Genomic DNA, 16,764 nt, shown 5'->3' with positions numbered 1-16,764 from the left:
AGAATTTATGAATGACTGCTGAATGGACTGCGATGTCCTTTGAGCTCACCCTTCCCGGCGTGATACACGTACTGGTAGATTCTCTATTTTCGCCTACAGGCGTACCGTTAGCCTTCACAGTGACCTTTTGCACGCGAAGGAACACGATTATCTTCTCGTTGCTTCCTCCGTGGGAGGAGCTCCCAAGTCCTGAAAGCCAATCAGGCATTCTTGCCCCGCCTTTTGGTGGGGCTTTTTTTATGGGAGAGTACCGAAAAGCTTTGCGCAATGCTTATGGTAAGCGAGAAATCATCAAAAAGAACACGCTGGCTGCAACCTGTCTGCGCTTGCGCCGTTAAGGACGAGAGACTCACAGTCTCAAAGTTCCCCTCTCGACTGAAAAACCCGCTCGCTGCGGGTTTCTTTTTGCGGCTACGCAAATTATGTCGTATTTACTGACGTATTTTTCTGAGCGTACCGTTTCAGACGTAATTGCACTATCACTTGCTTAGCCGCTCATTATATCTGTTATCCATCGCTCAAGGGCACTGCCCAACTTTCCCCGAGCGAACAACCTGCCCCGCCAATTCGCGGGGCTTTTTTTGTTTCAAGCTTCTATTCGAACGGTGGTGTTTGCAGGCAGTTTTTCAACGCGCAAGCCATCGCGATTTTGCCGATCCGAATCGAGCAGATCGTGAAACAGGTCGATGATGACGTCCGGCATGTTTCTCATCATGTCTTCGGCGATAAGGGTAATCTTGTTGTAGGAATAAATCGCGCACAGCGTCATAACGAGCAAAAGCAACCACGGCCAAAGTGGCTTGCGGCGTTTCGGGGGCAGTCTGCGGTCGTCATCCAGGCTCATTACCGTTCCCTCGTAAGCGTTATTTACCTCTGGCGCGTGGCTCGCCGCCGGGAGCGTAGGCTGTCTTCTGCAAAAAGCGGAAAATGTTGCCACATTGCGCGCACCGAATCATGAACTCTGCCGGATTGGTCGATGGACGCTCAGCACGAAAACCGCGCGGCATTTCATCAATGCGGAAATCGACATCCGCGCTGTATTTCTCGTCTTTTTCAGAAACTTCGGCGAAGCCGCTATGGCCACAACGGGAACATTCCAGTTTACGGGAGTATCGATCTCTTGAGTACATGGGCCATCCTTCTTCTTCGGCTCAGGTAGCAGCGCCCAACCAGGGTTTCAATACCGCTTGAGTCTGCCTCATTCCCGCCTGAATAAAGAGCGACCAGCGCGTCGCGTCCAACAGCTCGGAGAATAATTGTGCCGCACAGAAATCGAGCAGCTTATGAAGCTGTGCTGATTTCGTTCAAACGGGGCATTTTATCGGCCTTGGATACCTTTCATAAACCACTTGGTAACGCCATCCATCTAAAGTCTGCTCGTGAAAAGTCTGGCGGGGCGTGTCGGACGGAACTGTGGCATGCGATTAAAGAGTTCAACTGTGTTGAAAAAAATATCTGAGGCACTGGGGCGTACCGCGGGTGCCGCCTCCTTCGCGAAGGTTTTTATGTTTGCGGTGGCTGTTGCAACGGCAACGGTGTCCACAGCGCAAGTCGCAAAAGCCGACCCTAAATATGCTGGCATCGTGATTGACGCGAAAACCGGCAAGGTACTTTACGGCGAAGATCCTGATGGTCTGCGTTATCCTGCGTCGCTGACGAAGATGATGACGCTGTACCTTACGTTCGAAGCCCTGAGTGCCGGTCGTCTTACACTTGACACCAAAATTCCCGTTTCCGCGAACGCTGCTAAAGAGCCGCCCTCGAAACTAGGTGTGCGTGCAGGTGGCAGTTTGACTGTCGAGCAGGCGATCCTGGCTCTCGTGACTCGCTCCGCAAACGACATCTCGACGGCCTTGGGTGAATATCTCGGTGGCTCAGAGGATCGTTTTGCCCGCATGATGACCGCCAAAGCACGTGCGCTTGGCATGACGCGCACCACCTATAGAAATGCTCATGGTCTGCCGAACACGGCGCAGATGACGACTGCTCGCGATCAGGCGCGCCTCGGGATCGCGCTTAGACAGCATTTTCCGCAGTATTACGGTTACTTCAGCACCCGCAGCTTTACCTTTGGTAAGCAGGTTATCGGAAACCACAATCGTCTCGTCGGTACAGTCCGCGGTGTTGACGGCATCAAGACCGGTTACACGCGCGCTGCAGGCAGCAATCTAACGACTTCTGCCCAGCTTGACGGTCGCTCCATCGTTGCCGTTGTTCTCGGCGGCCGCTCCAGTGCCGCACGTGATGCCACAATGCGTAAACTGGTCGCGGAATATCTTCCAAAGGCTTCCCGTGGCGGCAACAGTAACCTGATTGCGGCAACGCCTTCCGCGCCTGTCGAGGAGCCGGTTGCGGTCGCTGCGACCTCTGGCCTTCCAAACGCTGGCCCTGTTCCGCAGGCTCGCTATGCGGATGAGGCGCCGGTTTCCGCATTCGCCCCCGCACAGGCAAATGCCGCAGTGGCGGCAATGGATGTTGCAACACGTCCAAAGAATTCCGCGAAGTCGGCTCCGCCGGTCGAGATGAAGCCGGACCGTTCGCTAGTCACCAATTCTACGAAAGTAGACAACATCGTCACGGCTTCGACCGCTCCAGTCGCCCCATCTGCATCGTCCGCAGGCTGGGTGATCCAGATCGGCGCGTCACCTGACGAGAACTCTGCGCGCAATCTTCTTCAGTCTGCGCAGGACAAGGGCGGCAATGTACTGCGTACCGCCAAACCGTTCACGGTAGCTTTCACCAAGGACGGCTCACAGATGTACCGCGCTCGCTTCGGTGGCTTTGGCGGTCAGTCGGACGCAGTGAATGCATGCAATGCCCTGAAAAAGAAAGGTGTGAGCTGCTGGGCATCTCTCCAGTAAGCCTGAATGTACCCGGAGCCGGTAGCCATGAGACTTCAGATTAGCGGCTCCAACCCTCGAATTGTATTGTGTAACGAGGCTTTCCAGATGGCAATCAACGAAAACTATTCGGAAGTTGCAGCGACCAGGAGCAGAAACCAGAACCTGTCCGTTCTTCATCCGATCCATGAGGCGGCGATGCGTATCGCTGATATTGGATTGAACCGGTCGCGCCACAAGACCCGCGACCTCGTCAATCTCCTGCTTTCCCACGGCGCACGCGCCTGGCGCAGCAACCAGCCTGAAGCGAAGATTCATCTTCACATCGGCGCCCGCTCTGGAAAGTCGCCGGTCAACATGCGGCTTCGTTGATTGGAGTGATAACATTCTAAGCCCTGCAGGAGCGATTCTGCAGGGCTTTTTGTTTGGGTGATCATTGGTTTCGTCCGCCCAAACATTCGGAGAAACTTGACTCAGCGTCACCGGCTGAAACCCGGCAAAGCGGCCCAAACTCATTCTGAATGCAAAGCTGGCAAATTCGAATACCTCGTCCAGTGGCAGCAAGGGTTGTCACTTAAGCTTTTTCATAAGGCTCTACGCAAAGCCGGGTGGACGCATAATCAAGCTGCCGCAGCCTGTCCCAAGTCTCGTGGGAAAGAGCATCGAACCGCGTGAAAATCGCTTCACAGTCTTCGGTCCAATGCTCTAAAAGAGAGCGGTGTTTCAACTTCATGAAGAACTTATGCCGCAAATCTATGTCGATGCAGATGCCTGCCCAGTAAAACCGGAAATTCTCAAGGTCGCCGAACGTCACAGCCTTGAAGTAACCTTTGTCGCCAATTCAGGCTTGCGACCTTCCCGCGATCCTATGGTCAAAAATGTGATCGTTTCGAACGGATTCGATGCGGCGGATGACTGGATTGCAGAGCGGGTGGGCGACGGTGATATTGTGGTAACGGCAGATGTACCGCTGGCAGGGCGCTGTGTCGCGGCCGGTGCGATGGTCACGGGCCCGACGGGTCGTATTTTCGATCAAGGCAATATCGGCATGGCGACGGCAATGCGCGATCTGGGTGCTCACCTTCGCGAGACCGGTGAAAGTAAGGGGTATAACGCCGCCTTTTCTCCAAGAGATCGGTCGCAGTTTCTCGAAACACTCGACAAACTTTGCCGCAGAGTGAAAATGTGACCTATCAAGACTGAAGCGGGGGTGGCAGGAGCATGAATTCGGATCATCCAGAGGTCAGTCGCTATAGAAGACATCGCCCGTTTTTGATCGCAGCCGTGTTCGGCATTCTGGTGCTGGCAAGCGGATTACTGTTGGCTCCATCCCTTGCTGTGGAAGCATCGGCCATCGTCTTCTTTTTGACCTACCTCGGCATACTTGCAAGCCACCTGCCCCAGCTCAACGCCGATCATCTTAAGGCGCATGCGGATAGCGACGACCTGCCTGCCATCGCGATCATCGGCATCACGCTTCTTGCCGTCGGTGTTGCTGTCGTATCGCTGTTTATGGCGCTCAACCATGCCGGTGAAACGGCGCTGTCGTTAGGATTTGCTTTTGCCTCTGTTATCCTCGGCTGGATGACGATCCATACCATGGCCGCCGTTCATTACGCACATCTCTTCTGGCGTCCATCGAATGAGAACGGTCATAAGTCACCACGTGGCGGCATGGATTTTCCTGATACCAAGGCCCCTGGAATCTATGAGTTTCTGTATTTCTCTGTCGTAATCGGCATGACCGCTCAGACTTCCGACGTCGCCGTAACGACAACTGCGATGCGCAAGGTGACACTGGTGCATTCCATCGTTTCGTTCTTTTTCAATACCGTCCTCGTGGCAGCAGCGGTCAATGCCGCCGTATCGCTTGCGGGCTGAATTCTACATGCAAAGGAAAACTCCATGAAAGTCATTTCACAAAACACCGCCTTTGGTGGCATGCAGGGCGTGTTCGCCCATGACTCAGAGGCGTGCAAGTCGGAGATGACCTTCGCAGTCTACGTTCCGCCAAAGGCAATCAGCGAGCCCTGCCCGGTCGTCTGGTATCTTTCCGGCCTCACCTGCACCCATGCCAATGTCATGGAAAAGGGTGAATACCGTCGCATGGCATCGGAGTTGGGATTAGTTGTCATTTGCCCCGACACCAGCCCGCGTGGCAATGACGTGCCTGATGAACTGACAAACTGGCAAATGGGCAAGGGCGCTGGCTTTTACCTGAATGCTACTGAAATGCCGTGGTCAGAGCATTATCAGATGTACAGCTACATCACGGAGGAACTACCTGCGCTCATATCGCAGCAATTTCGTGTGGACATGAGCCGCCAAGCTATCTTCGGGCATTCGATGGGCGGGCATGGCGCTATGACGATTGCGTTGAAAAATCCTGATCGCTTCAAAAGCTGCTCGGCCTTTGCCCCCATCGTCGCGCCTTCATCCGCGGACTGGTCCGCACCGGCATTCGAGAAATATCTCGGGGCAGACCAATCCGCATGGCGCCAGTACGACGCATGCTCCCTGATCGAAGACGGAGCCCGCTTCCCGGAATTCCTGATCGATCAGGGCAAGGCTGACAGCTTCCTTGATAGCGGATTGCGCCCATGGCTCTTCGAAGAGGCGATCAAGGGCAAGGATATCGGCCTTACGCTGCGCATGCATGAGCGTTACGACCACTCCTATTATTTCATATCAACCTTCATGGAAGACCATCTAAAATGGCATGCCGAGCGGCTTGCCTGAGCTGAGTTAGCGGACGGGACTGGCGAATAGCGCCGTTGCCAATGTCGAAGGTGACGGCCTGTTCAGTCGAAATTCGCTGATCACCCGCTCTGCAATTCCGGATGCGAGGTCTTGCTCAATCGAGGACTTATCCAGACTTACGACGGTGGCCGTGAACTTTGTCTCGGCAATCACCTCTCCGGATTGAACCGCAGCAGCACGCACGATGACACGAGCAGAAGCCCGTTCTCCCACCAGCATCGAATTTTTCGCAACGGAGACAAGCCGGATCGTCAGTACCACACGCGGCCTGATTTTGCCTCGCGTCGTCGCCTCGATAGCATTAGATATCTGATAGTGGATCGACTGCATAAGGTCTGGGGAAATATCTGGGCGCGCGGCAACGAAGGCACCGCGAACGTCATAAATAAGTTTTTCGCCGCCGGTGGTTTCCGGTCCAAGCTTGAAAGACATCAGGGCAAGGCAAGCCAGCGCAATCGTGCCCAAGCGCCTGAATGACTGAAACAAAATGGACGCCTCCCCTTAAGTCAGGTATGCGCCCATAATCGTCATTTACGGTTAAAAATACGCTAAACGATGTGGCGGAAAACGACCTTCGACATCCCCACCCGCGTGTGGAGATCGATGAGCCGTTACAGGTCCTTGCGTTCTACTCTTTAGTTGCGCGAAGAACGGCATCGGCAGCGCGCATGTCGATAAATCTCGCGGCACGGCGCTCCCTCGCTTCGTCGTCTTCACCCCACTGCTCAGCCGTCCAGTCCTCATCGAGATGAGCCAGAGCCCAGATCTCTTCAAGGCTGTATTCGTTTTCCGCCAGCGCCAGCGCAAGTATGGCGGAACCGGTCAACGACGTCACTGTGTGTAGAGCGGCAAGTTCGATTGCCGTATCATATTTGCGTAACGTCACGGCAAAAGCGGCAATGGCCTCACGCGGCTGCTCCTGATGCATGACACCTTCCACCAGAATGAAGCGCGCGCCGAGCGTATTTGCCGCCCATTCGATGACCGGGTCCCATTGATCGGTCTGCCGCCTTACGAGCTCCTGCGGTTCGCCTGCCCGGTAACAAAGCATATCGCTGGAGGAAAAACGCAATATATCTTCGAAAACCGCCTGCGTATCGTTGGCAAGCCCATCGATTGCCGTGTTCACATGGCGGGAAATCGGCATGGTTGCCGGATCGACAACTTCTGCCTGGGCGTCCCATTCCGCCCTCAGCAACTCGGCGAGCGCCTCGGTAGGTACGACAAGAGGATGTTTAGCGGGTGTGCGGACGGCTTTCCCATCAAGGTTAATGGTGTAAGTGCCCTCCTCGCCGATCTTAGCGATCGTCACGTCCTTGTAGAAACGCTTTGGTAGCGGTTTCTGCATCTGGATTTGAGCACGGCGAATTGGATCGGGGTGGCTAAGGCCTTCCGAAAGATCATTTAGCAAATCACGCATTGTCTTTCCTCATCACTGCGGAATATGGCCTGGAATTTCGCTTGGATGGTTTACGATCGCATCCGCCCCTGCCGCCGTTAGATCGCTCACAGAAGCATATCCCCATGCTACGCCGATTGCCTTGGCACCAGCCGCCTTGGCCATCTGCATGTCGTATATGGCGTCGCCGATGACGATAGTGTCTGCCGCAACCATGCCGGTTTCATGGCAGCACTCTGTCACCATGGCTGGATGCGGCTTGGATGGGCAGTCATCGGCCGTGCGAGACACGATGAAGTTCTCCCGAAATCCATGTGTATCCATGATAAGGTTGAGACCGCGGCGCGACTTGCCTGTCACGGCCCCCATCAACAACTCATCGCGCTTGGCGAGTTGATCGATCATCGGCTTTATGCCGTCGAACAAAGGCTCCTGAAAACCGGCCTCGGCGCGCGTTTCGGCAAAAATTGCCTTGTAGTGAGCGGTCATCGCGGTGGCTTCTTCGTCGACATGCGGCTTGCCCTGCATGCGGGCAATAGCGATATCCAGAGTCAGACCAATGATGGATTTCGTCAGCGAGACATCTGGCCTTGAATATCCGAAATGAACGAAGGTGCGCGCCATAACCTCATGGATGAGGCCCACGCTATCGACAAGCGTGCCATCGCAATCGAAAAGAACCAGTTTCATTCGTCGTCCTTGTCACCATCCGTAACGTCGAGGCCTAAGAGGTTCCACGTCTGCACCATGTGCGGTGGCAGGGGTGCGGTTACGCGCAGACGCCCGCCGGAGGGATGCGGAATATCGATGTGGCGCGCGTGCAAATGCAGGCGTTTCTGAATACCGCCTGGGAAATCCCAGTTCGGGTCCTCGATATAATACTTGGGATCGCCGATGATGGGATGACCGATATGCAGCGCGTGAACGCGAAGCTGGTGGGTACGGCCAGTATATGGCTCCATTTCCAGCCATGCCAGGTTCTGAGCGGCGGTATCGATGACGCGGTAACAGGAAATCGCGTGGTCCGCACCTTCCTCACCGTGTTTGGCAATGCGCATGCGGTCTCCATCCGGCGTCTGCTCTTTTACGAGCCAGCTCGAAATCTTGTCCTGATGCTTGCGTGGAACGCCTTTGACCAGAGACCAGTAAGTCTTCTTGGTGTCGCGTTCGCGGAATGCTGCTGTCAGTTTCTGCGCTGCTCCACGCGTGCGGGCAACGACGAGCACGCCCGACGTATCGCGGTCGAGACGGTGCACGAGGCGCGGCTTCTCGCCCTTCTGGCTCGTCCAGGCTTCCAGAAGACCATCGATATGGCGGGTGACGCCTGAGCCGCCCTGCACGGCGATCCCAGCGGGCTTGTTGAAAACGAAGACTTTGTCGTCTTCATGCAGCAACATACGCTTGAGGAGATCGCCATCTTCCGAATGCTTGAGGTCCTTGGCGCCAATCGGACCGCTTTTGACCTTGGAGTCGACATCCAGCGGCGGCACGCGCACCATCTGCCCCGGCTGAACGCGGGCATCCGTCTTGACACGACCGCCATCCACGCGCACCTGGCCAGAGCGCATGAGCTTCTGCAACTGGCCGAAGCCGAGGCCCGGATAGTGAATCTTGAACCAGCGGTCGAGACGCATTCCGGCCTCGTCGGCCTCTACCTTGATGTGCTCGATACCTGCCATGGCAATTCCAGTCGTTGTTTTGTGGTACACCGCCTCATTGATGTGCGGAACTTGGCCTTGTCTTTAGAACAAAGCGCGCCCTAAGGCCAGCCCAGCAAAGATTGCCGTGAAGGAAACCAGCAAGCTCGAAAGAATATAAAGCGCGGACATACCCAGTGCTCCGCGTTCGAACAGCACGACTGCATCGAGCGTGAATGACGACCATGTCGTAAAACCACCGAGGATGCCGGTAACGAGAAAGACGCGCATTTCGGCTGAAGCATTGAAACGACGCGCCACGAGCTCTACCGTAAGCCCGATCAAAAAAGCACCAACCACATTGACCGTCAGTGTTGCCCATGGAAAATTTGGACCCATCAGGCGTGTTCCAAATACGCCGACCAAATAGCGCGCAACCGAGCCGATTGCGCCGCCGATGGCGACAAGGACAATGTTGAGCATGGGAAAACTCCAGCGAGAAATAGTAAAGCAGAATCTAACCGGCAAGGTGTAGGGCATGATCGGCCGAAAGCAAACAATGCATCTTCTTTTGGGGACGTCGAAACCAGCAGCGACTTGTGTAAAAATCGAATCAAATGCAACCAGAAGATTTATGAGACCATAAATTCGTCGGTGATAACTTGTCCTAACTCTTTTTTGAAAGACAGGAAATGTGGCAGGTTTGGTCAGCTTCGGCAGATGCAGCAGCTTATGCTTCAGAGAGCATTAAGCGCACGCATCGCGCGCCTAAGAAAATTGAAGTTGAACGTGCTGCGAAAGAGCTGGTGCAAAGAGTGCGCGGTGATGATGATCCAACCGAAATACAACGTGCAATCGCGGCCCTAGCGCCATCCCTCTATCTCTCCACATCTGACAGGCGCCACCCCCAGGCCACTTTGGAGGAGGTCGTCGAAGCTTACGGTGAAAACGAGGTCGAAGAACCATAAATCTGCTCGTGCGCGTTCAGCTTCGTGTCAGCAAAACATAAGAAGTCTTTCATGCAATCAAAAGCAGAAAGGCTCATGATGAGAAGTTTTTCAAAAACCGTCGTTACTGCCAGCGCAATAGCGCTATTTTCCCTGCCAGCTTTCGCAGCCACCACTATTAAGGTGACCGAGGGCGGCGAAGGTGGGCAGCCTATGAGCCTTATGCTCGATAAGTCCACCGTTCAGGCTGGTGAAGCAACCTTCAAGGTTCACAACGACGCCATGACGGAAGACCATGAAATGGTTCTCGTCAAACTCAAATCTCCTGATGAAAAGATCCCGCTCGACACAATGAAGCATCGCGTGGATGAGAAAAAGCTGAAGAGCCTCGGTGAGGTTGCGGATTTGAAGCCCGGCAAAGACGGTCAGCTAAAAGCCAAGCTGACACCGGGTACCTATCTTTTATTCTGCAACATCAAGGGACACTATGAAGCCGGAATGCAGGCCAAGCTGACGGTTACCAAATAAAAAAGGCCAAACCTAAAACTGAAGGCTGCCGGGATTGTGCCGCGTCCCGACAGCCTTTTTCATTAGCCCCTTACTAGAGGCTTGCAGGCACCGAAAATCGAGTTCAATTTTCTCGGCAATGGTTAGTTATGATCGTGCTTCTGTTCGGCCTTGCTGGCCGAAACGACTTCAAGCTCGATCTGGACCTTTCCAGCCCTCTCGAAGGTCAGCGTTACCGGCACCTTGTCGCCTTCCGCGAACGGCTTTGAAACATTGAAGAACATGAAGTGCAGACCGCCCGACTTCAGTTCGACTGTCTGGCCCGCCGGGATTTCGATACCACTATCCAGCTTGCGCATCTTCATCACGTCATTGACCATCGCCATTTCGTGAATTTCTCCGCGTCCCGCCAAAGGTGACTCCACGGATATCAGACGATCATCGGAAGCGCCGTTGTTCCTGATCGTTACGAAACCTCCGCCCACTGGTTGTCCGGGCAGCATAGCCTTGGTCGATGCACCGGAAAGCTCTAGGCTTCCTGCTTTAACGACCCCGTCAGCGGCCATCGATGCATGGTCATGACCTTCACCTTGCTGTTTCGCAGTCACACGTATCACCGGCGCGGGATTATCAAGTGAATGCGGGTCCTGCCCTTCAGCGGCAATCTGGTCCCAGCTTACCCTGCTCTTCTCACCGCAAAGCTGCGTAACCTTGAATGGCAGGCTCGTACCGGCTTCGACACCGGAAATCTTTCCCTGCACATTGAAAGTGTCATAGAATTCGTCGGCAAGATCGCCGCCTTTCCAGCGAATTTCCACTGGGCCGCTTTTCACGTCCTTGCCATGGTTCTTGTAGGTTTTCTGATAATCACCCTTGATGATTTCCAGCTCCCAGCCTGCCTTAGGCTGTGGCTTCGCTGCAATGAAACCTTCAGGCAATATCATCTGCACTTCAGTCGTGGCGAGCCCGCCCTCGCAGCCATGCGGCACCTGGAGCTCAGCAACGATGGTGCTCTCTTGATCCGCAGTTCCGTTGACGAAACTCGTGTGGGCAAAAGCGGGCAAGGCAATGGTCGTCGCAAATGCAGCAAAGGTGGCAGTTTTCAATATCGTCATGTTTTGATCCTTAGGACTGAGGCCAGAAGCATCGTCAGTCGAAGTCAACGCTCTTAGCGGTTGATTGTAATTGTGGAAAAGGGATCAGACGGTACCAATAGGCGGCGCGCGGGCGTTTGGTCTGTAGAACGAGTTAGCAGACACTGTCTGCGTATCCGGAACCGGTGAATTCTCAAGAGAAGCACCGCTTGTTTTCAGCCAGGAATTATCGTCTGGCACCGGCACAAGGATGGATGACGCCAACAGGCAGGCTTCGCAAAACAGGACCGGATCGCCCGAATGCCCGCCCCCGCGATGACCTGTCAGTTCGGAGCCGGAATGGTCTGCGCATATCTCCGCAAATGTGCCATCTGGTAGCCGATAGGAGTCGTCATATGCAGCGGACGGCCCTGCAATTGCCTGCACCGGCTTGTGAGCAAAACCAAGTGACAGCATCAGAGCGGCGCAAAAAATACGCAGCAACTGTCCTACTGTTGTCGATTCTGTTCGCATGCCAACCCTCATGGCAAATCGATATCGCGCTTTCTACAGTAAATCAAAGCGCAAATCCGCGCAGGCGGAACAGGGTCATGGATGGAGCGTTGTTCGAATGAAATTCATTTACAAAGGAGGATGCCTGAATGCCTGCAAAATCCAAGGCTCAACAGAAAGCGGCGGGGGCCGCACTTGCGGCGAAGCGCGGCGATGTGCCTAAATCTCGTTTACAAGGCGCTTCAAAAAGCATGGCTAAGTCCATGACGGAGAAAGAACTTGAAGATATGGCATCCACAAAACGAAAGAATCTGCCAGAAAAGTAAGACGTCTAATCGGCGAGCACTTCCATGGAAACTCTCTTCCAAGCAATGGCGCTATTTGGACAAAAAACTGTTCAGATGCGGCATTTGGTTCTTGCCAACTGAAGGGCTTCGAAGATAATGAGCGCCATCCCGCTGGGAGAAGCCGCTTCAATGCGGTGCCGAAGGAGCAACCGCCCCGGAAACTCTCAGGCAAAAGGACCAGCGGCGAGGATAGAACTCTGGAGAGAAGCCGCCCGCAAGGGATGGCTCGCCGAAGGGATAACAATCTCAGGCGACAAGGACAGAGGGGGCTCTTGAACCCGACGCTCGCAGAGTGTCACGAACATGAGCCCGCGCGAAAACGCGCTACCCTGGAGGCGTCCTTGGCCGATACAGCCGAGTTAAAAGTCACCCCGCTCCATTCCCTGCATCTGTCTCTTGGCGCGCGCATGGTGCCATTCGCCGGTTACGACATGCCCGTGCAATATCTCGCAGGCGTGATGAAGGAGCACATCCACACCCGCGCCTCCGCCGGTCTCTTCGATGTTTCCCACATGGGTCAGGTCATCGTTAAGGCGAAGTCGGGCAAGGTGGAAGATGCCGCTCTCGCGCTCGAAAAGCTCGTTCCGGTCGATATTCTGGCCCTCAAGCCAGGCCGCCAGCGCTACGGTTTCTTCACAGACGAAAACGGCGGCATCCTCGATGATCTCATGATCACGAATCTGGGCGACCACCTCTTCGTCGTTGTCAACGCCTCCTGTAAAGATGCCGATCTGGCGCACATGAAGGCGCATCTGTCCGACACTTGCGACGTGACGCTTCTGGAAGATCGGGCCCTGATCGCGCTTCAGGGCCCACGCGCAGAAGCCGTTCTTGCAGAACTCTGGGCCGGCGTTTCCGGCATGAAGTTCATGGATGTGCGCGAAATTCCGCTACACGACGTTCCCTGCATCGTCTCCCGCTCGGGTTACTCCGGTGAAGACGGTTTCGAAATTTCCGTTCCAGCCGACAAGGCGGAAGAAATCGCCAAGGCGTTGCTGGAGCATCCAGATTGCGAGCCTATCGGGCTCGGCGCGCGTGACAGCCTTCGTCTCGAAGCCGGTCTCTGCCTCTATGGAAATGATATCGACACGACGACATCTCCCATCGAAGCCTCGCTCGAATGGGCCCTCCAGAAGGCGCGCCGCACCGGCGGTGATCGCGAAGGTGGCTTCCCCGGCGCTGATCGCATTCTGAAAGAACTCGGCAATGGCACCACCCGTCGACGCGTCGGCCTGAAGCCGGAAGGTAAGGCTCCCGTTCGTGGTCACGCCAAGCTGTTTGCCGATGCCGAAGGCAGAGAAGGGATCGGCGAAGTCACCTCCGGCGGCTTTGGCCCAACGGTCGAAGGTCCCGTCGCCATGGGTTATGTTCCGACCGATTTCACGACACCCGGCAAGGCGATCTTTGCCGAGGTTCGCGGCAAATACCTGCCCGTCACCGTCGCTGCCCTGCCCTTCATCACACCGACTTACAAACGCTAATTCTGCGGAGAAACCCATGTTGAAATTTACTCAGGAACACGAGTGGCTGAAGATCGAAGGCGATGTCGCGACTGTCGGCATCACCACCCACGCCGCAGAACAGCTCGGCGATCTGGTCTTCGTTGAACTGCCGGAAGTCGGCGCGACCTTCGCAAAGGATGGCGACGCCGCAACCGTTGAAAGCGTGAAGGCTGCATCCGACGTTTATTGTCCGCTGGATGGCGAAGTGGTGGAAATCAATCAGGCCATCGTTGACGATCCGTCCCTCGTCAATTCCGATCCGCAGGGCGCTGGCTGGTTCTTCAAGCTGAAGCTCTCCAACGCCGCTGACGCCGATGCGCTTCTCGATGAAGCCGCCTACAAGGAGCTGGTAGCGTAATGACCACGCCCACCGAATTCCATTTCACCGACTATCAGCCGTATGACTTCGCCAACCGTCGTCATATCGGCCCGTCGCCGGTGGAAATGGAGGAGATGCTAAAGGTCGTTGGCTACAAGAGCCTCGACGCCCTGATCGACGCCACCGTGCCCTCCTCCATTCGCCAGAAGGTTCCGCTTACCTGGGGTGCCGCGCTGACCGAGCGCGAGGCGCTGGACCGTCTCCGCGAAACCGCGAACCGGAACAAGGTTCTGACCTCGCTGATCGGCCAAGGCTATTACGGAACCATCACGCCGCCGGTCATTCAGCGCAACATTCTGGAAAACCCTGCCTGGTACACTGCTTACACGCCCTACCAGCCGGAAATCTCTCAGGGACGCCTTGAGGCGCTTCTGAACTTCCAGACGATGATTTCCGATCTGACTGGCCTCGATGTGGCAAACGCCTCGCTTCTCGATGAAGCGACTGCGGCCGCCGAAGCCATGTCCATGTGCCAGCGCGTCGCGAAGTCGAAGGCCAACGCCTTCTTCGTGGATGCCAACTGCCACCCGCAGACCATCGCGCTCATCGAAACCCGTGCAGCACCGCTCGGATGGAAGGTCATCGTCGGCAACCCGTTCACGGATCTCGATCCGGTGGATGTCTTCGGCGCCATCTTCCAGTACCCCGGCACGCATGGCCACGTCAGCGATTTCTCTGGCCTCATCGCCCGCCTGCATCAGACCGGCGCCATCGCTGCCGTCGCGACCGATCTGCTGGCACTGACGCTTCTAAAGTCACCCGGCGAAATGGGTGCAGATATCGCCATCGGCTCGTCGCAGCGCTTCGGCGTTCCGGTCGGTTACGGTGGTCCGCACGCGGCCTTCATGTCCGTGAAGGATGCGCATAAGCGCTCCATGCCCGGTCGCCTTGTCGGCGTCTCCGTCGATGCGCGCGGCAACCGTGCCTATCGCCTGTCGCTCCAGACCCGCGAGCAGCACATCCGTCGTGAGAAGGCCACGTCCAATATCTGCACCGCACAGGTGCTGCTGGCCGTCATGGCGTCCATGTATGGCGTCTTTCACGGTCCGCAGGGCATCAAGGCCATAGCCCAGCAGACGCACCAGAAGGCGGTGCTGATGGCGAAGGGGCTGGAGAAGCTCGGCTACACAATCGAGCCGGAAACCTTCTTCGACACGATCACCGTCGATGTTGGCCACATGCAGGCGCTTATCCTGCGTGCAGCCGTGGCTGAGGGCGTCAATCTGCGCAAGGTCGGCTCCACCAAAATCGGCATGAGCCTTGACGAGCGCACCCGCCCGGCAACGCTGGAAGCCGTATGGCGCGCCTTCGGTGGCAACTTCTCGATTTCGGATTTCGAACCGGATTACCGACTGCCGAAAGATCTATTGCGTACAAGTGCTTACATGACGCACCCGATCTTCCACATGAACCGCGCCGAAAGCGAAATGACGCGCTATATCCGCCGTCTTTCGGATCGCGATCTAGCTCTCGACCGCTCCATGATCCCGCTCGGCTCCTGCACCATGAAGCTGAACGCAACGGCCGAAATGCTGCCGATCACATGGCCTGAGTTCTCCGACATCCACCCCTTCGTCCCCGCCGATCAGGCGCTGGGTTACAAGGAGATGATCGACGATCTCTCAGCCAAGCTCTGCTCGGTAACGGGCTATGACGCATTCTCCATGCAGCCGAATTCCGGTGCGCAGGGTGAATATGCGGGCCTGCTGACGATCCGCAATTACCACCTTGCCCGTGGTGACGCGCATCGCGATGTTTGCCTCATCCCCACCTCGGCGCACGGCACCAACCCTGCCTCCGCACAGATGGTCGGAATGAAGGTCGTACCGGTCAAGGTGCGTGAGAACGGCGATATCGATGTCGAAGATTTCCGTGCAAAAGCAGAGCAGTACACAGAAAACCTCTCGTGCTGCATGATCACCTATCCATCCACGCACGGCGTTTTTGAAGAGACCGTTCGCGAGATCTGCGAGATCGTTCACAGCCAAGGCGGTCAGGTCTATCTCGACGGCGCGAACATGAACGCCATGGTCGGTCTTTCCCGCCCCGGCGATATCGGTTCCGACGTATCGCACCTCAACCTCCACAAGACCTTCTGCATTCCACATGGTGGCGGTGGTCCCGGTATGGGCCCGATCGGCGTCAAGGCGCATCTCGCCCCTTACCTGCCCGGCCACCCGGCCAGCGACGGTCGCCCCGGTGCAGTCTCCGCAGCGCCATTCGGCTCGCCGTCGATCCTCCCCATCTCATGGAGCTACTGCCTCATGATGGGTGGCGAAGGGCTGACGCAGGCAACCAAGGTCGCCATCCTTAACGCCAACTACATCGCCGCGAGACTGAAGGGCGCCTATGACGTGCTCTACAAGTCGGAGACGGGCCGCGTTGCGCATGAGTGCATCATCGACACCCGCCCGCTGAACGACAGCTGCGGTGTGACGGTGGATGACGTTGCGAAGCGTCTGGTGGATTGCGGCTTCCACGCCCCGACCATGAGCTGGCCGGTTGCCGGCACGCTGATGATCGAGCCGACGGAATCCGAGACCAAGGCAGAGCTCGACCGCTTCTGCGATGCAATGCTGGCCATCCGCGAGGAAGCCCGCGACATCGAGGAAGGCCGTTCGGACAAGCTCAACAACCCGTTGAAGAACGCCCCGCACACGGTGGAAGACCTCGTCGGCGAATGGGACCGACCGTACAGCCGCGAAAAAGGCTGCTTCCCACCCGGCTCCTTCCGCGTGGATAAATACTGGTCCCCGGTCAACCGCATCGACAACGTCTATGGCGACCGAAACCTCATCTGCACCTGCCCGCCCATGAGCGAATATCAGGAAGCCGCTGAGTAAGCGCAAAAAGAAAAGCC

Annotated in this window: 20 protein-coding genes and 1 riboswitch; of the genes, 12 read left to right on the top strand and 8 right to left on the bottom strand. The window is 56.2% G+C overall.

All coding sequences use genetic code 11. The features are described from left to right. Positions 1–11: 11 nt before the first annotated feature. The gene (locus G6L28_RS07040) at positions 12–338 is read left to right on the top strand and encodes a hypothetical protein (RefSeq protein ID WP_174063066.1); all 327 of its coding nucleotides are present in this window, start codon (positions 12–14) and stop codon (positions 336–338) included. 248 nt (positions 339–586) lie between these two features. Here the strand turns inward: G6L28_RS07040 and G6L28_RS07035 are convergent, their stop codons facing one another. After that, entirely contained in the window at positions 587–844 is a 258-nt protein-coding gene (locus G6L28_RS07035) for a hypothetical protein (RefSeq protein ID WP_174063065.1), read from the bottom strand. A gap of 574 nt (positions 845–1,418) precedes the next feature. Here G6L28_RS07035 and G6L28_RS07030 point away from each other — a divergent pair. From G6L28_RS07030 to fghA, 5 genes are all read left to right on the top strand, one after another. Further along, positions 1,419–2,861, top strand: a complete 1,443-nt coding sequence (locus G6L28_RS07030) for a D-alanyl-D-alanine carboxypeptidase (RefSeq protein WP_174063064.1) — start codon at positions 1,419–1,421, stop codon at positions 2,859–2,861. Between the two features lie 87 nt (positions 2,862–2,948). Next, positions 2,949–3,212 carry a hypothetical protein gene (locus tag G6L28_RS07025; RefSeq protein ID WP_174063099.1) on the top strand — a complete coding sequence of 88 codons (264 nt, stop codon included), beginning with the start codon at positions 2,949–2,951 and terminating at the stop codon, positions 3,210–3,212. 370 nt (positions 3,213–3,582) lie between these two features. Then, entirely contained in the window at positions 3,583–4,029 is a 447-nt protein-coding gene (locus G6L28_RS07020) for a YaiI/YqxD family protein (RefSeq protein ID WP_174063098.1), read from the top strand. Between the two features lie 32 nt (positions 4,030–4,061). Next, on the top strand, positions 4,062–4,721 hold the full coding sequence (locus G6L28_RS07015) for a DUF1345 domain-containing protein (RefSeq protein WP_174063063.1): 660 nt from the start codon (positions 4,062–4,064) through the stop codon (positions 4,719–4,721). Positions 4,722–4,745: 24 nt separating this feature from the next. Beyond that, complete coding sequence (gene fghA / locus G6L28_RS07010) at positions 4,746–5,579, top strand: S-formylglutathione hydrolase (RefSeq protein ID WP_174063062.1); 834 nt, start codon at positions 4,746–4,748, stop codon at positions 5,577–5,579. 6 nt (positions 5,580–5,585) lie between these two features. Here the strand turns inward: fghA and G6L28_RS07005 are convergent, their stop codons facing one another. From G6L28_RS07005 to crcB, 5 genes are all read right to left on the bottom strand, one after another. Beyond that, on the bottom strand, positions 5,586–6,032 hold the full coding sequence (locus G6L28_RS07005; RefSeq protein ID WP_174063097.1) for a hypothetical protein: 447 nt from the start codon (positions 6,030–6,032) through the stop codon (positions 5,586–5,588). 196 nt (positions 6,033–6,228) lie between these two features. Next, positions 6,229–7,020, bottom strand: a complete 792-nt coding sequence (locus G6L28_RS07000) for an ATP12 family chaperone protein (protein WP_174063061.1) — start codon at positions 7,018–7,020, stop codon at positions 6,229–6,231. Positions 7,021–7,032: 12 nt separating this feature from the next. Then, the gene (locus tag G6L28_RS06995; protein ID WP_174063060.1) at positions 7,033–7,689 is read right to left on the bottom strand and encodes an HAD-IA family hydrolase; all 657 of its coding nucleotides are present in this window, start codon (positions 7,687–7,689) and stop codon (positions 7,033–7,035) included. After that, positions 7,686–8,678, bottom strand: coding sequence for an RluA family pseudouridine synthase (locus G6L28_RS06990; protein WP_174063059.1), 993 nt, complete (start codon positions 8,676–8,678; stop codon positions 7,686–7,688). The genes G6L28_RS06995 and G6L28_RS06990 overlap by 4 nt, the downstream gene beginning before the upstream one ends. A 63-nt stretch (positions 8,679–8,741) precedes the next feature. Further along, positions 8,742–9,119 carry a fluoride efflux transporter CrcB gene (gene crcB, locus G6L28_RS06985; RefSeq protein WP_174063058.1) on the bottom strand — a complete coding sequence of 126 codons (378 nt, stop codon included), beginning with the start codon at positions 9,117–9,119 and terminating at the stop codon, positions 8,742–8,744. 209 nt (positions 9,120–9,328) lie between these two features. Here crcB and G6L28_RS06980 point away from each other — a divergent pair, with 209 nt between their 5' ends. Both G6L28_RS06980 and G6L28_RS06975 read left to right on the top strand, forming a co-directional pair. After that, complete coding sequence (locus G6L28_RS06980; RefSeq protein WP_174063057.1) at positions 9,329–9,604, top strand: hypothetical protein; 276 nt, start codon at positions 9,329–9,331, stop codon at positions 9,602–9,604. Between the two features lie 78 nt (positions 9,605–9,682). Then, positions 9,683–10,111 (top strand): plastocyanin/azurin family copper-binding protein, encoded by a 429-nt coding sequence (locus tag G6L28_RS06975; protein WP_174063096.1) that lies wholly within the window; start codon positions 9,683–9,685, stop codon positions 10,109–10,111. Positions 10,112–10,233: 122 nt separating this feature from the next. Here the strand turns inward: G6L28_RS06975 and G6L28_RS06970 are convergent, their stop codons facing one another. Both G6L28_RS06970 and G6L28_RS06965 read right to left on the bottom strand, forming a co-directional pair. Next, entirely contained in the window at positions 10,234–11,205 is a 972-nt protein-coding gene (locus G6L28_RS06970; protein ID WP_174063056.1) for a copper chaperone PCu(A)C, read from the bottom strand. 84 nt (positions 11,206–11,289) lie between these two features. Continuing rightward, positions 11,290–11,697, bottom strand: a complete 408-nt coding sequence (locus G6L28_RS06965) for a hypothetical protein (RefSeq protein WP_174063055.1) — start codon at positions 11,695–11,697, stop codon at positions 11,290–11,292. Positions 11,698–11,825: 128 nt separating this feature from the next. Between G6L28_RS06965 and G6L28_RS06960 the strand changes: the two genes are divergently transcribed. From G6L28_RS06960 to gcvP, 4 genes are all read left to right on the top strand, one after another. After that, positions 11,826–12,002 (top strand): DUF3008 family protein, encoded by a 177-nt coding sequence (locus tag G6L28_RS06960; protein WP_174063054.1) that lies wholly within the window; start codon positions 11,826–11,828, stop codon positions 12,000–12,002. 123 nt (positions 12,003–12,125) lie between these two features. Next, positions 12,126–12,213, top strand: a riboswitch (glycine riboswitch). Positions 12,214–12,364: 151 nt separating this feature from the next. Beyond that, a complete protein-coding gene (gene gcvT / locus G6L28_RS06955) occupies positions 12,365–13,504 on the top strand; it encodes a glycine cleavage system aminomethyltransferase GcvT (protein ID WP_174063053.1) in 1,140 nt (379 codons plus the stop codon). 16 nt (positions 13,505–13,520) lie between these two features. Next, positions 13,521–13,883 carry a glycine cleavage system protein GcvH gene (gene gcvH / locus G6L28_RS06950; RefSeq protein ID WP_027673205.1) on the top strand — a complete coding sequence of 121 codons (363 nt, stop codon included), beginning with the start codon at positions 13,521–13,523 and terminating at the stop codon, positions 13,881–13,883. After that, complete coding sequence (gene gcvP, locus G6L28_RS06945; protein ID WP_174063052.1) at positions 13,883–16,747, top strand: aminomethyl-transferring glycine dehydrogenase; 2,865 nt, start codon at positions 13,883–13,885, stop codon at positions 16,745–16,747. The genes gcvH and gcvP overlap by 1 nt, the downstream gene beginning before the upstream one ends. The last annotated feature ends 17 nt before the right edge of the window (positions 16,748–16,764 follow it).

The sequence above is a fragment of the Agrobacterium larrymoorei genome (genome assembly GCF_013322225.1).
In the GTDB taxonomy this organism is placed as follows: Bacteria; Pseudomonadota; Alphaproteobacteria; order Rhizobiales; family Rhizobiaceae; genus Agrobacterium; species Agrobacterium larrymoorei_A.
Note: the sequence above shows the minus strand (reverse complement) of the source record. Positions and strands in the feature narration are given on the sequence as shown.

What these genes read in the sequence shown, in the direction of transcription:
- G6L28_RS07035 (WP_174063065.1), bottom strand. Translation starts at nt 844, where the DNA reads ATGAGCCTGGATGACGACCGCAGACTGCCCCCGAAACGCCGCAAGCCA.
- gcvH (WP_027673205.1), top strand. Translation starts at nt 13,521, where the DNA reads ATGTTGAAATTTACTCAGGAACACGAGTGGCTGAAGATCGAAGGCGAT.
- G6L28_RS06975 (WP_174063096.1), top strand. Translation starts at nt 9,683, where the DNA reads ATGAGAAGTTTTTCAAAAACCGTCGTTACTGCCAGCGCAATAGCGCTA.
- G6L28_RS06960 (WP_174063054.1), top strand. Translation starts at nt 11,826, where the DNA reads ATGCCTGCAAAATCCAAGGCTCAACAGAAAGCGGCGGGGGCCGCACTT.
- G6L28_RS06990 (WP_174063059.1), bottom strand. Translation starts at nt 8,678, where the DNA reads ATGGCAGGTATCGAGCACATCAAGGTAGAGGCCGACGAGGCCGGAATG.
- G6L28_RS06965 (WP_174063055.1), bottom strand. Translation starts at nt 11,697, where the DNA reads ATGCGAACAGAATCGACAACAGTAGGACAGTTGCTGCGTATTTTTTGC.
- fghA (WP_174063062.1), top strand. Translation starts at nt 4,746, where the DNA reads ATGAAAGTCATTTCACAAAACACCGCCTTTGGTGGCATGCAGGGCGTG.
- G6L28_RS07025 (WP_174063099.1), top strand. Translation starts at nt 2,949, where the DNA reads ATGGCAATCAACGAAAACTATTCGGAAGTTGCAGCGACCAGGAGCAGA.
- G6L28_RS07030 (WP_174063064.1), top strand. Translation starts at nt 1,419, where the DNA reads ATGCGATTAAAGAGTTCAACTGTGTTGAAAAAAATATCTGAGGCACTG.
- G6L28_RS06980 (WP_174063057.1), top strand. Translation starts at nt 9,329, where the DNA reads ATGTGGCAGGTTTGGTCAGCTTCGGCAGATGCAGCAGCTTATGCTTCA.
- G6L28_RS06995 (WP_174063060.1), bottom strand. Translation starts at nt 7,689, where the DNA reads ATGAAACTGGTTCTTTTCGATTGCGATGGCACGCTTGTCGATAGCGTG.
- gcvP (WP_174063052.1), top strand. Translation starts at nt 13,883, where the DNA reads ATGACCACGCCCACCGAATTCCATTTCACCGACTATCAGCCGTATGAC.
- G6L28_RS07005 (WP_174063097.1), bottom strand. Translation starts at nt 6,032, where the DNA reads ATGTCTTTCAAGCTTGGACCGGAAACCACCGGCGGCGAAAAACTTATT.
- G6L28_RS07020 (WP_174063098.1), top strand. Translation starts at nt 3,583, where the DNA reads ATGCCGCAAATCTATGTCGATGCAGATGCCTGCCCAGTAAAACCGGAA.
- G6L28_RS07000 (WP_174063061.1), bottom strand. Translation starts at nt 7,020, where the DNA reads ATGCGTGATTTGCTAAATGATCTTTCGGAAGGCCTTAGCCACCCCGAT.
- G6L28_RS06970 (WP_174063056.1), bottom strand. Translation starts at nt 11,205, where the DNA reads ATGACGATATTGAAAACTGCCACCTTTGCTGCATTTGCGACGACCATT.
- crcB (WP_174063058.1), bottom strand. Translation starts at nt 9,119, where the DNA reads ATGCTCAACATTGTCCTTGTCGCCATCGGCGGCGCAATCGGCTCGGTT.
- G6L28_RS07015 (WP_174063063.1), top strand. Translation starts at nt 4,062, where the DNA reads ATGAATTCGGATCATCCAGAGGTCAGTCGCTATAGAAGACATCGCCCG.
- G6L28_RS07040 (WP_174063066.1), top strand. Translation starts at nt 12, where the DNA reads ATGACTGCTGAATGGACTGCGATGTCCTTTGAGCTCACCCTTCCCGGC.